At 66.4% G+C, this 13,745-nt stretch carries 13 protein-coding genes; 6 read left to right on the top strand and 7 right to left on the bottom strand.

The genetic code is table 11. The annotated features are described in order from the left end of the window. Positions 1 to 3 precede the first annotated feature (3 nt). On the top strand, positions 4 to 546 hold the full coding sequence (locus ACIP0B_RS04565; RefSeq protein ID WP_085707348.1) for a toxin-antitoxin system YwqK family antitoxin: 543 nt from the start codon (positions 4 to 6) through the stop codon (positions 544 to 546). 127 nt (positions 547 to 673) lie between these two features. Here ACIP0B_RS04565 and ACIP0B_RS04570 read toward each other — a convergent pair whose 3' ends face one another. Continuing rightward, positions 674 to 1,069 (bottom strand): DUF4280 domain-containing protein, encoded by a 396-nt coding sequence (locus tag ACIP0B_RS04570; protein WP_400830122.1) that lies wholly within the window; start codon positions 1,067 to 1,069, stop codon positions 674 to 676. 190 nt (positions 1,070 to 1,259) lie between these two features. Here ACIP0B_RS04570 and ACIP0B_RS04575 point away from each other — a divergent pair, with 190 nt between their 5' ends. The 5 genes from ACIP0B_RS04575 (at position 1,260) to ACIP0B_RS04595 (ending at position 6,649) form a co-directional block, all read left to right on the top strand. Then, the gene (locus ACIP0B_RS04575; RefSeq protein WP_400830123.1) at positions 1,260 to 2,327 is read left to right on the top strand and encodes a phosphotransferase family protein; all 1,068 of its coding nucleotides are present in this window, start codon (positions 1,260 to 1,262) and stop codon (positions 2,325 to 2,327) included. Between the two features lie 36 nt (positions 2,328 to 2,363). Beyond that, positions 2,364 to 3,131 (top strand): SDR family oxidoreductase, encoded by a 768-nt coding sequence (locus tag ACIP0B_RS04580; RefSeq protein WP_085583449.1) that lies wholly within the window; start codon positions 2,364 to 2,366, stop codon positions 3,129 to 3,131. A 1,103-nt stretch (positions 3,132 to 4,234) separates the two neighbouring features. Next, positions 4,235 to 5,293, top strand: coding sequence for an alpha/beta fold hydrolase (locus tag ACIP0B_RS04585; RefSeq protein ID WP_400830125.1), 1,059 nt, complete (start codon positions 4,235 to 4,237; stop codon positions 5,291 to 5,293). A 121-nt stretch (positions 5,294 to 5,414) separates the two neighbouring features. Then, complete coding sequence (locus ACIP0B_RS04590) at positions 5,415 to 6,008, top strand: paraquat-inducible protein A (protein WP_400830126.1); 594 nt, start codon at positions 5,415 to 5,417, stop codon at positions 6,006 to 6,008. Beyond that, a complete protein-coding gene (locus ACIP0B_RS04595; protein ID WP_400830127.1) occupies positions 6,005 to 6,649 on the top strand; it encodes a paraquat-inducible protein A in 645 nt (214 codons plus the stop codon). The genes ACIP0B_RS04590 and ACIP0B_RS04595 overlap by 4 nt, the downstream gene beginning before the upstream one ends. A gap of 25 nt (positions 6,650 to 6,674) precedes the next feature. On the opposite strand, the gene ACIP0B_RS04600 is transcribed toward ACIP0B_RS04595, so the two are convergent. The 6 genes from ACIP0B_RS04600 to proW all read right to left on the bottom strand — a co-directional run bounded on the left by ACIP0B_RS04600 (position 6,675) and on the right by proW (position 13,695). After that, positions 6,675 to 8,165: an aldehyde dehydrogenase gene (locus tag ACIP0B_RS04600; protein ID WP_400830129.1), complete on the bottom strand. Its 1,491-nt coding sequence runs from the start codon at positions 8,163 to 8,165 to the stop codon at positions 6,675 to 6,677. A 1-nt stretch (position 8,166) separates the two neighbouring features. Next, a complete protein-coding gene (locus tag ACIP0B_RS04605) occupies positions 8,167 to 9,069 on the bottom strand; it encodes a dihydrodipicolinate synthase family protein (protein ID WP_400830130.1) in 903 nt (300 codons plus the stop codon). A 50-nt stretch (positions 9,070 to 9,119) separates the two neighbouring features. Then, positions 9,120 to 10,436 (bottom strand): NAD(P)/FAD-dependent oxidoreductase, encoded by a 1,317-nt coding sequence (locus tag ACIP0B_RS04610; RefSeq protein ID WP_400830132.1) that lies wholly within the window; start codon positions 10,434 to 10,436, stop codon positions 9,120 to 9,122. A 114-nt stretch (positions 10,437 to 10,550) separates the two neighbouring features. Next, on the bottom strand, positions 10,551 to 11,609 hold the full coding sequence (locus tag ACIP0B_RS04615; protein ID WP_400830134.1) for a GlxA family transcriptional regulator: 1,059 nt from the start codon (positions 11,607 to 11,609) through the stop codon (positions 10,551 to 10,553). Positions 11,610 to 11,673: 64 nt separating this feature from the next. Continuing rightward, the gene (gene proX, locus ACIP0B_RS04620) at positions 11,674 to 12,699 is read right to left on the bottom strand and encodes a glycine betaine/L-proline ABC transporter substrate-binding protein ProX (RefSeq protein ID WP_400830135.1); all 1,026 of its coding nucleotides are present in this window, start codon (positions 12,697 to 12,699) and stop codon (positions 11,674 to 11,676) included. A gap of 42 nt (positions 12,700 to 12,741) precedes the next feature. Further along, entirely contained in the window at positions 12,742 to 13,695 is a 954-nt protein-coding gene (proW, locus tag ACIP0B_RS04625) for a glycine betaine/L-proline ABC transporter permease ProW (protein WP_400830137.1), read from the bottom strand. Positions 13,696 to 13,745: the final 50 nt, after the last annotated feature.

Consider the following 13,745-nt stretch of genomic DNA (forward strand, 5'->3'; position numbering starts at 1 on the left):
GCCATGGCGATCACACCGCTGGATGTGCAGCAGGACGACAGACACCTCAAGGGCCGCCTGCAGGACGGGCAGCTCGACGGCGCATTGCAGATCAAGGACGACGGCCGGGCCCAGGCGAACCTCAACTACAGCCAGGGCGAGCTGCAAGGCACGTCCCTGCTCTATCACCCCAACGGCAAGGTCTCGGCGCAGTTGCCGTTCGTGCGCGACAAGCTGCAAGGGGTCGCCAGTTTCTACGCCCCCGAAGGCTGGCTGCAGCGCAAGGCCACTTACCGGCGCGGGTTGCTGCACGGCGAGGCGTCGAACTTCTTTCCCGACGGGCAATTGGCCGAGGCCGAGTTCTACCGCGACGGCGTGCGGGAGGGGCGCTATCAGCGGTTCCATCCCAACGGCAAGCCGGCGGTTCAGGCGCGCTACCTGAACGGGCAACTGGTGGAGCCCGAACAGGCGTTCGCCGACGACGGCCGGCCGCTGGACGCCGACGGCAAACCGATCTCGCGGGTGCGCTGGTGGTTCAGGCGCTGGACGGATCCGCAGCAGGCCTGAAGGCATCCGTTGGCAGGACGGGCCTCATCGCCAGCAGGCTGGCTCTCACAAGGGACTGGCGGCTGACGGTGCTCCACTGTGGGAGCCAGCCTGCTGGCGATGGGGCCGGCACCTGCGGCGAAAGGCTTCAGGGAATGAGCATCTGCACCTGCCCCGGCATCGCGATCTTGATCACCCCCGCCCAGGTGCACATCAGCGTGCTGTTGGCGTCGATGGCCGGCATGCCGCCCAGCAGCAAGGTCGGCGCGCCGCCGGGGATCCACGGCGTGGCGGTGGCGGGAATGCACGGCATCGGCGTCAGCACCCCCAGCGCCGCCGCCGTGGCGGCGGCCACCATCGGGTTGGCCATGCTCATGCACGTGCCGAACGGCAGGATGTTGACCAAAGGAATGTGATCCATGATGTTCGCCGCCGGCATCCCGCCGGTCAGCGTGCGGTTGGCCGGCAGCACGTTGAGCGCTGACGGCGCGGCGCCGAAACTGCATTGCAGCGTGGCGCCGGCACAGACTTGCGGACAGCCCATCTCAAAGCTCCTTGCCCAAAGCCGCAGACCCGCTAAACCTTAGCCTGCCGCGCCGCCGGATGCACATTCCCGAGGGTGATTATCCGCCAACACGCTAACCTATAAGACCGGCGCGCCCTTGTGACCCGTCCGGCACGCCATTAGATTAGCCAATGATGTCTGGCCTCCAAAATAAGCAGAAGGGATAAGCATGGCGCTTACTGACCAGTCCACCCGCATCCGCTCCGGCGAAGAACTCGACGCCGGCCTGATCGACCCGTACCTCAAGGCGCACATTCCGGGCCTGACCGGCACTCCGCGGATCAGTCAGTTCCCCGGCGGCGCATCGAACCTGACTTACCTTCTGGAGTACCCGGAGCAGGAATTCGTCCTGCGCCGTCCGCCGTTCGGCCACAAGGCCAAGTCCGCCCACGACATGGGCCGCGAATTCCGCATCCTCAACCAGCTGCGCGACGGTTTCCCGTACTGCCCCAAGGCCTATGTGCACTGCACCGACGAATCGGTGATGGGCGCCGAGTTCTACGTGATGGAACGGGTCAAGGGCATCATCCTGCGCTCCGACCTGCCGCCGGAGCTGGGCCTGGATGCGCAGAAGACCGAAGCCCTGTGCAAGAGCTTCATCGACAAGTTCGTCGAGCTGCACCGGGTCGACTACAAGGCCTGCGGCCTGGCCGACCTGGGCAAGCCGGAAGGCTACGTCGCCCGCCAGATCAAGGGCTGGAGCGAGCGCTACGAAAAGGCCCTGACCCCGGACGCGCCGCACTGGGAAGCGGTCAAGGCCTGGCTCAACGACAAGATGCCGGCCGACCATCCGACCTCCAGCATCGTCCACAACGACTACCGCTTCGACAACGTGATCCTCGACCCGGACAACCCGATGCAGATCATCGGCGTGCTGGACTGGGAGCTGACCACCCTGGGCGATCCGCTGATGGACCTGGGCAACACCCTCGCCTACTGGATCCAGGCCGACGACCCGGCGCCGGTGCAACTGATGCGCCGCCAGCCGAGCCACGCGCCGGGCATGCTGACCCGCCGCGAATTCGTCGACTACTACGCCGAACGCGCCGGGATCACGATCGACAACTTCGACTTCTACTACACCTACGGCCTGTTCCGCCTGGCCGGCATCGTGCAGCAGATCTACTACCGCTTCTACCACGGCCAGACCCAGGACAAACGCTTCGCGCAGTTCATTCACATGAACAAGCTGCTGGAGCAGATGAGCCTGCAGGTCATTTCGAAATCCAGCCTCTGAGCTCAACGCCCGAGCCCCATTGCCCAAGGAAAACCCATGTCCAAGACTCAGTTGTTCGACCTCGACGGCAAGATCGCTTTCGTCTCCGGCGCCAGCCGCGGCATCGGTGAAGCCATCGCCAAACTGCTGGCCCAGCAAGGCGCCCATGTGATCGTGTCGAGCCGCAAGCTCGAAGGCTGCCAACATGTCGCCGACGCGATCATCGCCGCCGGCGGCAAGGCCACCGCCATCGCCTGCCACATCGGCGAGATGGAGCAGATCAGCCAGGTCTTCGCCGGGATCAAGGAACAGTTCGGGCGCCTGGACATCCTGGTCAACAACGCCGCGACCAACCCGCAGTTCTGCAACGTGCTGGACACCGACCTCGGCGCCTTCCAGAAGACCGTGGACGTGAACATCCGCGGCTACTTCTTCATGTCCGTGGAGGCCGGCAAGCTGATGCGCGAGAACGGCGGCGGCAGCATCATCAACGTCGCCTCGATCAACGGCGTTTCGCCGGGCATCTTCCAGGGCATCTACTCGGTGACCAAGGCCGCCGTGATCAACATGACCAAGGTGTTCGCCAAGGAATGCGCGCAGTTCGGCATCCGCTGCAACGCCCTGCTGCCGGGCCTGACCGACACCAAGTTCGCCTCGGCGCTGGTCAAGAACGACGCCATCCTGAAGACCGCCCTGGCGCAGATCCCGCTCAAGCGCGTGGCCGACCCGAGCGAAATGGCCGGCGCCGTGCTGTACCTGGCCAGCGACGCGTCGAGCTACACCACCGGCGTCTCGCTGAATGTGGACGGCGGGTTCCTGTCCTGATCCCTGCACACCACCAAAAACTGCAGGAGCTTGCCTGCAAGCGATGAGGCCAGTTCAGCCAACCTCTCTGTTGCCTGACCCACCGCCATCGCCAGCAGGCTGGCTCCCACAGGTATCCCGGGTGTCCGCAGAATTCATGCACACCACCAAATACTGTGGGAGCCAGCCTGCTGGCGATGAGGCCCGCACTGCCAACCTCTCGATTGCCTGACCCACCGCCATCGCTGGCAAGCCAGCTCCCACAGGTCTCCCGGGTGTTCCCAAGAATCATGCTCACCAACAAAAACTGTGGGAGCTGGCTTGCTGGCGATGAGGCCGGCACCGCCGACATCTCTGGTGGCTGACCCACCGCCATCGCCAGCAGGCTGGCTCCCACAGGTATCCCGGGTGTTCGCAAGATTCATGCACACCACCAAATACTGTGGGAGCCAGCCTGCTGGCGATGAGGCCGGCACCGCCGACATCTCTGGTGGCTGATCCACCGCTATCGCCAGCAGGCTGGCTCCCACAGGGATCCCAGGTGTTCGCAAGATTCATGCACACCACCACAAACTGTGGGAGCTGGCTTGCCAGCGATGAGGCCGGCACTGCCGACATCTCTGGTGCCTGACCCACCGCCATCGCCAGCAGGCTGGCTCCCACAGGTATCCCAAGTGTTTGCAGAATCCAGGTACACCACAAAACCTGTGGGAGCTTGCCTGCAAGCGATGAGGCCGGCACTGCCGGCATCTCCGGTGCCTGACCCACCGCCATCGCCAGCAGGCTGGCTCCCACAGGTATCCCAGGTGTTTGCAGAATCCAGGCACACCCCAAAACCTGTGGGAGCTGCGGTGCGACGATTCGACTTGCCAGCGATGAGGCCGGCACTGCCGACATCTCCGGTGCCTGACCCACCGCCATCGCGGGCAAACCCGCTCCCACAGGTCTGGCTCCCACTGCAGCGGGTTTGTATCTCAGTGTGTACAGACGCCATCGGGATACATCCCCCGGCATCTGACGGCGCAACCGGAAACAGCCCGGATACGTCCCTGCGCTTTACTGGATCCCAAGCCTGAAGGGTTCAGCCGGAACCCCTCGCCCATCCAATGCCAAGGAGAGTTCCCATGAAGCCAGCCCTGCACGCCACCTCTTCCGCCACCAGCCGCCGTCTGCTGGGCCTGTCGGTGCTTGCCGCCGCGCTGATGCAGTTCGGCGCGTTCGGCGTGGCCCAGGCCGCCACCCAGGAAGCGGCCAAGCCCGTCGCCGCCAGCGTGAAGGCCGACCTGCCGTTCGGCCCGCTCAAGCACGTCAAGGCCGGCCTGCTGGACGTGGCCTACGCCGAAACCGGCCCGGCCGACGGCCCGGTGGTGATCCTGCTGCACGGCTGGCCCTACGACATCCACAGCTACGACGACGTGGCGCCGCTGTTGGCGGCCAAGGGTTACCGCGTGCTGATGCCTTACGCCCGCGGCTACGGCGACACCCGCTTCCTGTCCGAACAGACCCCGCGCAACGGCCAGCCGGCCGCCCTGGCCAGCGACGTCATCGACTTCATGGACGCCCTGAAGATCAAGCAGGCCGTGCTCGGCGGCTACGACTGGGGCGCGCGTTCGGCGGACATCGTCTCGGCGCTGTGGCCGGAGCGTGTCAAGGCGCTGGTGTCGGTCAGCGGCTACCTGATCGGCAACCAGGCCGCCGGCAAGAACCCGCTGCCGCCCAAGGCCGAGCTGCAATGGTGGTATCAGTTCTACTTCGCCACCGACCGCGGCGCCGCCGGCTACGCGAAGAACACCCACGACTTCGCCAAGCTGATCTGGCAGACCGCCTCGCCGAAGTGGGCCTTCGACGACGCCACCTTCGACCGCAGCGCCAAGGCGCTGGAGAACCCCGACCACGTCGCCATCACCGTGTTCAACTACCGCTGGCGCCTGGGCCTGGTGCAGGGCGAGAGCCGCTACGAGGCGCTGGAGCAGAAGCTCGCCACCGCACCGTCCATCGGCGTGCCGACCATCACCCTAGAAGGCGACGCCAACGGCGCGCCGCACCCGGCCCCGGAGGACTACGCCAAGCGCTTCACCGGCAAGTACCAGTTCCGCCTGATCGACGGCGGCATCGGCCACAACCTGCCCCAGGAAAACCCGCAGGCGTTCGCCAAGGCGATCGTCGACGCCGACCACCTTTGACCGCTCGCCAACCAGCGGCCCGGAATCCCGTCCGGGCCGCTTTTTTTGCGCTTGCCGATTGCCCCCGCCCTTCTATATTCAATGAGTCCCTGCCCTTCCCCGTTTCCCGTCGAGCGCGCCCATGGCCAGCACCGACCTGATCATCTGCGAACACTGCGATGGCGTGTACCGCAAGGCCACGCTCGCCAGGCACCAGAAGACCCTCTGCGTGCGCTGCGGCGGCGTGCTCCAGCGCTACAGCGGGATGACCGTGCAGCAACGCCTGGCCCTGAGCTTCACCGCCGCCATGCTGTGGCTGTTCGCCAATTTCTACCCGGTGATGAGCATCAGCATGCAGGGCCTGAAGAACAGCGCGACGCTGTGGGACTCGGTGCTTGCCCTGAGCCAGGGGCCGATCACCTTCATGGCCATGGTCGCGGCGATCGCGATCATCATCGCCCCGGCGTTCCAGCTGGTGCTGCTGATCTGGGTGCTGTGCTTCGCCCTCGGCGGGCGCCGTGCGCCGGGCTTCAAGCTGTGCATGCGCTGGCTGGAGACCCTGCGCCCCTGGAGCATGCTGGAGGTGTGCCTGCTCGGCGCGATGGTGGCGGTGTTCAAGCTGGCGGGCATGCTGGACGTGCTGCCGGGCATCGGCCTGTTCGCCCTCGCCGTGCTGAGCCTGTTGCTGATCCGCATCGCCGGGCGCGACGTGCGCGACCTGTGGGAGCTGCCGTGAACCGACCGCCGACCGCCGCCGAACTCAACCTGTGCCTGTGCCACAGCTGCGGGCTGGCCTGCGACATGACCGGCGAACCGCACACCTGCCCGCGCTGCGACGCCCCGCTGCACCGGCGCAAGACCAACTCCCTGGCGCGCACCTGGGCATACATGTTCGCGGCCCTGGCCTTCTACGTGCCGGCCAACCTGCTGCCGGTGATGAACACCACCCTGCTGGGCAGCGGCGCCGACAGCACGATCATGAGCGGGGTCATCGAGTTCTGGGAGCACGGCGCCTGGGACATCGCCCTGATCATCTTCATCGCCAGCATTGCGGTGCCGGGGATCAAGTTCGTCGCCCTGTCGCTGCTGCTGGTCAGCGTGCAGCGCAACAGCGCCGGCGCGCGGCGGGAGCGTTCGAAGCTGTACCGCTTCGTCGAGCTGATCGGCTATTGGTCGATGCTGGATGTGCTGGTGGTGGCGCTGGTGGCGGCGCTGGTGAAGTTCCAGGCCCTGGGCGACATCGAGCCGCGAGCGGGCATCCTGTTCTTCGGGCTGGTGGTGGTGTTCACCATGCTCTCGGCGATGAGCTTCGACCCGCGGCTGATCTGGGACGAACCCGTGGCCGACGACGCCTTGGAAGACGCCGCCGGCCATTGAGGGCCTGTCGATCAGCAGGCAGGCATCAGGACGCGTCGATCCAGATCGTCTTCAGCTCCGTGTACTGGTCGTGGGCCCAGACAGACTTGTCGCGCCCGCCGAAACCGGATTCCTTGTAGCCGCCGAACGGCGTGGAGGCGTCCCCCTCGCCGAAGCAGTTCACCGTGACGATGCCGGCGCGGATCCCCCGCGACAGTTTCAGCGCATGGCGCAGGCTGCCGGTGTAGGCCGACGCCGCCAGGCCGTAGGCGGTGTCGTTGGCCAGGTCGATGGCCTCCTCCAGCGTGGTGAAGGTGGTGACGCCCAGCACCGGACCGAAGATTTCCTCCTGGAACAGTCGGCTGTCGCGGGTGACGCCGTCGATGATCGTCGGCTCGACGAAGATGCCCTGCGCCGTGTCGCCGCCGGACCGCAGCGAAAGCTGTCGGTCCCGGGCATCGTCGAGGTAACCGCGCACCTTGTCGAAATGCGCCTTGCTGATCATCGAGCCCAGGCGGTTGTCCGGGTCCAGCGGATCGCCCATTTTCCAGTCCGCCAACTGCGCCAGCATGCGTTCGAGCAAGGCTTCCTTGACGTCGGCGTGCACGATCAGCCGCGACGACGCCGAGCAGTTCTCGCCCATGTTCCAGAACGCGCCGTTGACCACATGCCGGGCGACGTGGTCGAGGTCTTCGACATCGTTCATCACCACCGCCGGGTTCTTGCCGCCGCACTCCAGCACGATGCGCTTGAGGTTGGATTCGCTGGAGTACTTGAGGAACAGCCGGCCGGTGTCGGTGGAGCCGGTGAAGCTGACCATGGCCACGTCCGGGTGACGGCCCAGCGGCTCGCCCGCCTCCTTGCCGCCGCCGGGCACCACGTTGAACACACCCGCCGGGATCCCGGCCTGGTGCGCCAGCTCGGCCACGCGCAGGGTGCTCAGGGTGGTTTCCTTGGCCGGTTTGACCACCACCGAACAGCCGGCGGCCAGCGACGGGCCGATTTTCCAGGCCAGCATCAGCAGCGGGAAGTTCCACGGCAGCACCAGGCCGACCACGCCGATGGGCTCGCGCACGACCATCGTCACCGCGCCGGAGCCGGTGGGCGCCGTGGCGTCGTAGACCTTGTCGATCAGTTCGGCGTGCCAGCGCAGGGTGTGGATCGTCTCGGGCACGTCGATGGTCTGGCACTCGCGGATCGGCTTGCCGCTGTCCAGGCTTTCGAGCAGCGCCAGTTCGTGGGCGTTGTCCTCCAGCAGTTGGGCGAAACGCAGCAGCACCGACTTGCGCGCCGACGGCGCCAGCGACTGCCAGCGACCGTCGTCGAATGCCCGCTTGGCGGCGGCGACGGCGGCGTCCACGTCCTGCGCGCCGCACGCCGCGATCTCGGTCAGCACCTCGTCGGTGGCCGGGTTGGTGGTGGTGAAGGTCTTGCCGGACAGCGCCGCGCAGAAGGCGCCGTCGATGAAGGCGCGGTTGCGCAGTTCCAGCCCGGCGGCCAGGTCACGGTATTGCTGACGGCTCAGAAGATCGCTCATGTCAGGCCTCCTCGACGATGCGGGCGACGTTGTCCTTGAGCGTCGTGATGACGCGCTCCAGCGCCTGCCGCTCGGCGGCGTCCAGCGCCAGCATCGGCTTGCGCACGCCGCCGGCGCGCAGGCCCGCCAGCTCGCAGCCGTACTTGATGGACTGGACGAACTTGCCGCTTTCCAGCGCGTCCATCAGCGGCAGCATCGCCGACATGATCCGCCGGCCCTTGTCGAAATTCTTTTCCAGGACGCACGCCCGGTACAGCGCGACGTGTTCGCGGGGCAGGAAGTTGGAGCCGGCGCACACCCAGCTGCGGGCGCCCCAGGCGAAGAACTCCAGGGCCAGGTCGTCCCAGCCGCAGGACAGCTGGATCGACGGATGGGCGTGGGCCAGGCGGTGCAGGCGCGCGGTGTCGCCGGAGCTTTCCTTGATCGCGACGATGTTCTTGCAGCCGGCGATGGCTTCGAAGAACTCGTTGCCCATCCCCACGCCCATCCGCGCCGGGTAGTTGTAGAGCATGATCGGCAGGCCGGCCGCCTGGTCCACGGCCAGCACGTGGGCGGCGATTTCCTGCTGGGTCGGCAGCGCATAGGGCGGCGAACCCACCAGGATGGCGTCGGCCTCCAGGGACTTGGCGTGCTCGGCGAAGTACACCGCGTCTTCGGTGCGGATGCCGCCGGTGCCGATCACCAGCGGCACACGGCCCTTGATGAACGCCTTCGCCTGCTCGGCCACCTTCAGCCGCTCGGCGGCGGTGTGCGCGTAGTACTCGCCGGTGGAGCCGCCGATGACGATGCCGTGCACGCCGGACTCGATCAGGTGCTCGATCACCTCGGCGAACGCCGAATAATCGATTTGGCCGTCGGCGGACAGCGGCGTTATGGCGGGGGTAAAGATGCCGTCAAAGTTCATGGGTTCTCTCCAGTGTGTGCGATGTTCAATCGGTTGCGAAAACGTGGCGTTCAGCTTTCCCGGCCCGCGCGGTACTGCCCCCACTTGAGGTTCATGTTCACCCCCAGCGACAGGAACGGTTCGGGCGGATTGCCGTTGGGCCCCGGGGCTTCGAGCAGGAAATCGATCAAGGGGTCGCGCGCGCCGGCCAGCCAGTCGGCCAGCAACTGGCCGGTGACGGTGCCGCGGGTGACGCCCAGGCCGTTGCAGCCCAGCGCGCCGTAGACGTTGGGCGCCAGCTCGCCGAAAAAGCCGTTGTGGTTCCGCGACATGGCCAGCGCCCCGCCCCAGGTGTACTCGAACGTGACGTCCGGCAGCATCGGGAAGCGCTGGTCGAACGAGGCCTTGTGGCGGTGCACGAAGCGTTCGTTGTATTTGCGGTTGCTGCGCCCGTCGGGGTTGAAGCTGAAGCTGTTGCGGATCAGCAGGCGGTTGTCCGGGGTGCGCCGCACGGTGGTGCCGAACGGGTCGGCCGGGATCGCGCCCCAATAGGGTTTGCCGCCCAGCCGCGCCTGCTCGTCGGCGGTCAGCGGCCGGGTGATGCTGGCGTAGGTGTAGATGGGCAGCATGCGCCCCTGCAGAAAGCCGAAACGCATGCCGAACGAGTTGTTGGCCAGGATCAGCTTGTCGGCGGTGAGGCTGCCGTGGGCATGCCTGAGCACGGTCTTGGCGCCGTACTCCACTTCCAGGATCGGCGTGCGCTCGTACAGGGTGACGTTCGCCGGCAGGCTGTCCGCCAGCCCCTTCACCAGCGCCGACGGCTGCAGCAGCACCGCGCCCGGCGTGTACAGCGCCTTGCGGTAGAACCGCGTGCCCAGGTGCTCGGGCAATTCGTCCTCATCGATCATCTGGTAAGGCTGGCCGAGCTTGTCCAGGCCCAGGCGATAGGCATCGAGCACCGCGATGCCGCGGTCCTCCACGGCGGCCTGGTACTTGCCGCAGGCCTTCATCTGGCATTCGATGCCGAACTGGTCGACCAGCCCGCGCAGGATCGACTGCCCGGCCAGGTTGAGCTTGAGGCTCGTGCGGGCCAGGTCGATGTCGCCGATGTAGTCTTCGGCGCCGATGTCGTGGGGCAGGTCAATGGCGAACCCGGCGTTGCGGCCCGACGGCCCCAGCCCCACTTCCTGGGCCTCGACCAGCACCACGCTGTCGTCGGGAAAATTCAGCGCCAGCCGCCGGGCCGCCGCGAGCCCGGTGAAACCGGCGCCCACCACCACCCAGCGGGCGCTGGTGTGTCCCCGGTGGCCGGGCTCGGGGCTGCGCGGGCGGCTCAGGTGGAACCAGCCGCAGCTGTCATCATCGGCGGGCAACGAACTGACTTTCATAGTGTTGAACCGTTTAGTGTCGAAATGGCAAATCGAACCCGGCACGCGGCGAACGCGCGCAGTGGCGTTTGATGAAAACAACTGTCGAACAGGGCGTCGGTGGAGGCGCTTCAGTCAGAATCCGGCGGCGACGGCGTATCGCCTGCCCTGGTGTTCATGCGCATAGTGGTAATCCCGGAAGGTCATCGGCGGCAGCCCGAACAGGTCCTTGAACCGCTTGTAGAAGTGCGGGTAGCTGACGAACCCCGTGGCCAACGCCACGTCCGTCAGTGAGCGGTCGCTCTGCACGATCAGTTGCCGCGCACGGGTCAGGCGCAGCTCCAGGTAATAGCGGTTGGGCGCCGCCTTCAGGTACTGGGCGAACCGCCGTTCCAACTGCCGGCGCGAGACGCCGACGTGGCTGGCGATCTCGTCGATCTCCAGCGGTTCCTCGATGTGCCGTTCCATCAGCGAGAGCGCGGCGTCCAGCGGCTTGGGGATCAGCGCCGGGCGAGCCTCGGCGCCGCGCGGCGGAACCTGCGGCCGGGGTTGGTGAACCCGTTTGATTTCGCCCACCCGCGACGCATCGCTGCCCGCCCCCAGTTCCTGCATGATCGCCAGCACCATGTCCAAGGCGGCGGGCGCCGTGGCGCAGGTGGCCCGACGCTGCCCGAAGGCGTAGTCGCACCCGCTGTCGCTCAAGTGCGGGAAGTACTCGCCGAGCAATGCGCGGCTGTCGCTGTGGCAGGCGAAGTCCTGGCCGTCGAGCAGGCCCGCGTCGGCCAGGAAGAACGCCGCGTTCCAGCAGCCCGCCACCACGCCCTTGCCGGCGGCCGTCCGCTTCAGCACCCGGCGCAGCAGCGGCTGGGGCGACAGCCGCACGCGCTGGCCGCCGACCACGATCACCGCGTCATGGCTGAAGCCTTCGGCCACCAGCCGGCCAGACGACAGCGGCACGCCCACGTCGCTGTCCACCAAACCGCCCTGCAACGACCAGGTGGAGACCTTGTAGACCGTGTCGCCGTTGATCAGGTTGGCCGTGGCCAGGGCGTCCATGGCGGTGGACAGGGTGGTCAGCGAGAAGTGGTCGAGCAGGATGAACGCCACGCGCACGATGCGCTCATGCCCCGCCGAGACCGTGGATGGCCGGAACCCGATGTTCTGCAGTTTCAATGTGCTCTGGAAAGTGTCCATCTCGCGCCACCCGTTGACCTTCGTTGAACCGGCCGTTGCCCGGCCATCTGCCTGTCGCCTGCGCTCACTTGCCCGCGGCGGCCCGCGCATCGCTGAGCCAGCCGTCGTAGGCGGCCTGGTGAGCCTTGATCCACTCGGCGGCGTGGCGCTTGATGTCGGCCAGGGACTTCTCGCCGTTCTGCATCCGCAGGTTCTGCGCGCTCTCGTCGGCGGTGCTGATGCTGACCTCCGACAGGAACTTGCGGGCCACCGGGTTCTTCGCGGCGAAGTCCTTGTTCATCACGGCGTTGATCGTGTCCACCGGGAAGCCCAGGTTCTTGCCTTCGTAGAAGGTGTCCTGGCTTTCCTTGCCCTCGGGCAGGTCGGTGTACGGCACCGGCAGCCAGACCACGTCGCGGCCCTCGACCAGCACGCTGGAGATCCACTGCGGCACCCAGGTGAAGAACAGCACCGGCTTGCCTTGCTGGTAGCGGGCGATGGTGTCCGCCATCAGGGCGAAGTACGAGCCGCGGTTGTCGACCACCGTCGGCCCCAGGCCGTAGGCCTTCATGTGGTGCTCGACCATGACTTCGCAGCCCCAGCCGGGGTTGCAGCCGGTGAGGTCGGCCTTGCCGTCGCCGTTGCTGTCGAACAGCTTGGCGATCTCCGGTTTCTTCAGGTCCGAGAGGTCCTTGATGTGGTAGGCCTCGGCGGTCTTCTTGTCGATCAGGTAGCCCTGCAGCACGCCCTTCATGATCTGCCCGACCTTGACCATCACGTCGTCGCCGCCGGCCTTCTCGTAGAACGATTCGTGCAGGTGCTCCCACTCGTGCACGGTGAAATCCGCATCGCCGTAGGACAGCGCCAGGAACATCGCCGGGTAGTCCGTCTCCTTCGGCTGCTTGACGTCGTAGCCCAGTTCCTTGAGGCCGGCGATCACCACCTCGCCGCGAAAGCGCTCTTCGGCGATGGTCGGGAAAATCGGGGTGATCGACACGCCGGCGCCGGGCTTGCCGGCGTCGGCCGCGAAAGCCGCCGCACTCAGAAAGGTGCCCAGGACAGACGCCACCACGGTCGCCACGACGCTTTGCTTAAGGTTTGCCAATTTCATGTTTCACCACGCTTAGGAGTGTTGTTCGGTGAGCAGAAAGGATCAATTGATGACCGCGCGGGCCACGTTCTTCTTTTTCTTCAGTTTCATGACCAGGCCGACCGGGCCGGTCTGGTACCAGCGCTGGCCGGTCGCCAGGTCGCTGCTGCGCTCGCCCATGGCCTGGGTCAGGCGGTCGAGGAACACCGCCAGCAGCACCAGCCCGGCGCCGCCGACGCTGGCCAGGCCCATGTCGAGGCGGCCGATGCCGCTGAGCACCATCAGGCCCAGGCCGCCGACCGAGATCATCGACGCGACGACCACCATCGACAGCGACAGCATCAGGGTCTGGTTCAGCCCGGCCATCATCGTCGGCGCGGCCAGCGGCAGTTGCACCTTCATCAGCATCTGCGTCGGCGTGCAGCCGAACGCCCGCGCCGCCTCGACCTTGTCCGCCGGCACCTGACGGATGCCGAGGTTGGTCAGGCGCACCAGCGGCGCGACGGAGAAGATGATCGTGACGATCACCCCCGGCACGTTGCCGATGCCGAACAGCATCACCACCGGCACCAGGTACACGAACGCGGGCAGCGTCTGCATGGCGTCGAGCACCGGGCGGATGACCATTTCGGTGCGGTCGCTGCGGGCGCAGAGGATGCCCAGCGGGATGCCGATCACCGCGCAGAACAGCAGCGAGGTGAGCACCAGCGCCAGGGTGACCATGGCGTCGTTCCACACCCCGATCAGGCCGAGCCCGGTCAGCGTCGCCACGCTGAAGATCGCGATGCGCTTGCCGCCGATCTGCCAGCTGATCAGGCCGGCGATGAGGATGAACACCGTCGGCGGCACCGACAGCAGGCTCCACTGGACGCCGTCGAGCACTTGGTCGACCGGCCAGCGAATGGAACGGAACACGTCCCGAAAGTTATGGACCAGATATTTAAGGACGGTCTCGACCCAAGTTCCCAAGGGAATGTTCAAACTTTGGAAAGGATCCAGAAAGTTAAAGTCCGACATGATGCTACCTCGCCTTCATCTACCGCTTGGCATTTCGAATGAACAACTGT

Origin of the sequence: Pseudomonas sp. NPDC089534, assembly GCF_044749305.1 — a bacterium.
Classification (GTDB): Bacteria; Pseudomonadota; Gammaproteobacteria; order Pseudomonadales; family Pseudomonadaceae; genus Aquipseudomonas; species Aquipseudomonas ekonensis.

Excerpts from the sequence above, each read along its gene's own strand:
- ACIP0B_RS04565 (WP_085707348.1), top strand. The coding sequence starts at position 4 with ATGGCGATCACACCGCTGGATGTGCAGCAGGACGACAGACACCTCAAG.
- ACIP0B_RS04570 (WP_400830122.1), bottom strand. The coding sequence starts at position 1,069 with ATGGGCTGTCCGCAAGTCTGTGCCGGCGCCACGCTGCAATGCAGTTTC.
- ACIP0B_RS04575 (WP_400830123.1), top strand. The coding sequence starts at position 1,260 with ATGGCGCTTACTGACCAGTCCACCCGCATCCGCTCCGGCGAAGAACTC.
- ACIP0B_RS04580 (WP_085583449.1), top strand. The coding sequence starts at position 2,364 with ATGTCCAAGACTCAGTTGTTCGACCTCGACGGCAAGATCGCTTTCGTC.
- ACIP0B_RS04585 (WP_400830125.1), top strand. The coding sequence starts at position 4,235 with ATGAAGCCAGCCCTGCACGCCACCTCTTCCGCCACCAGCCGCCGTCTG.
- ACIP0B_RS04590 (WP_400830126.1), top strand. The coding sequence starts at position 5,415 with ATGGCCAGCACCGACCTGATCATCTGCGAACACTGCGATGGCGTGTAC.
- ACIP0B_RS04600 (WP_400830129.1), bottom strand. The coding sequence starts at position 8,165 with ATGAGCGATCTTCTGAGCCGTCAGCAATACCGTGACCTGGCCGCCGGG.
- ACIP0B_RS04605 (WP_400830130.1), bottom strand. The coding sequence starts at position 9,069 with ATGAACTTTGACGGCATCTTTACCCCCGCCATAACGCCGCTGTCCGCC.
- ACIP0B_RS04610 (WP_400830132.1), bottom strand. The coding sequence starts at position 10,436 with ATGAAAGTCAGTTCGTTGCCCGCCGATGATGACAGCTGCGGCTGGTTC.
- ACIP0B_RS04615 (WP_400830134.1), bottom strand. The coding sequence starts at position 11,609 with ATGGACACTTTCCAGAGCACATTGAAACTGCAGAACATCGGGTTCCGG.
- proX (WP_400830135.1), bottom strand. The coding sequence starts at position 12,699 with ATGAAATTGGCAAACCTTAAGCAAAGCGTCGTGGCGACCGTGGTGGCG.
- proW (WP_400830137.1), bottom strand. The coding sequence starts at position 13,695 with ATGTCGGACTTTAACTTTCTGGATCCTTTCCAAAGTTTGAACATTCCC.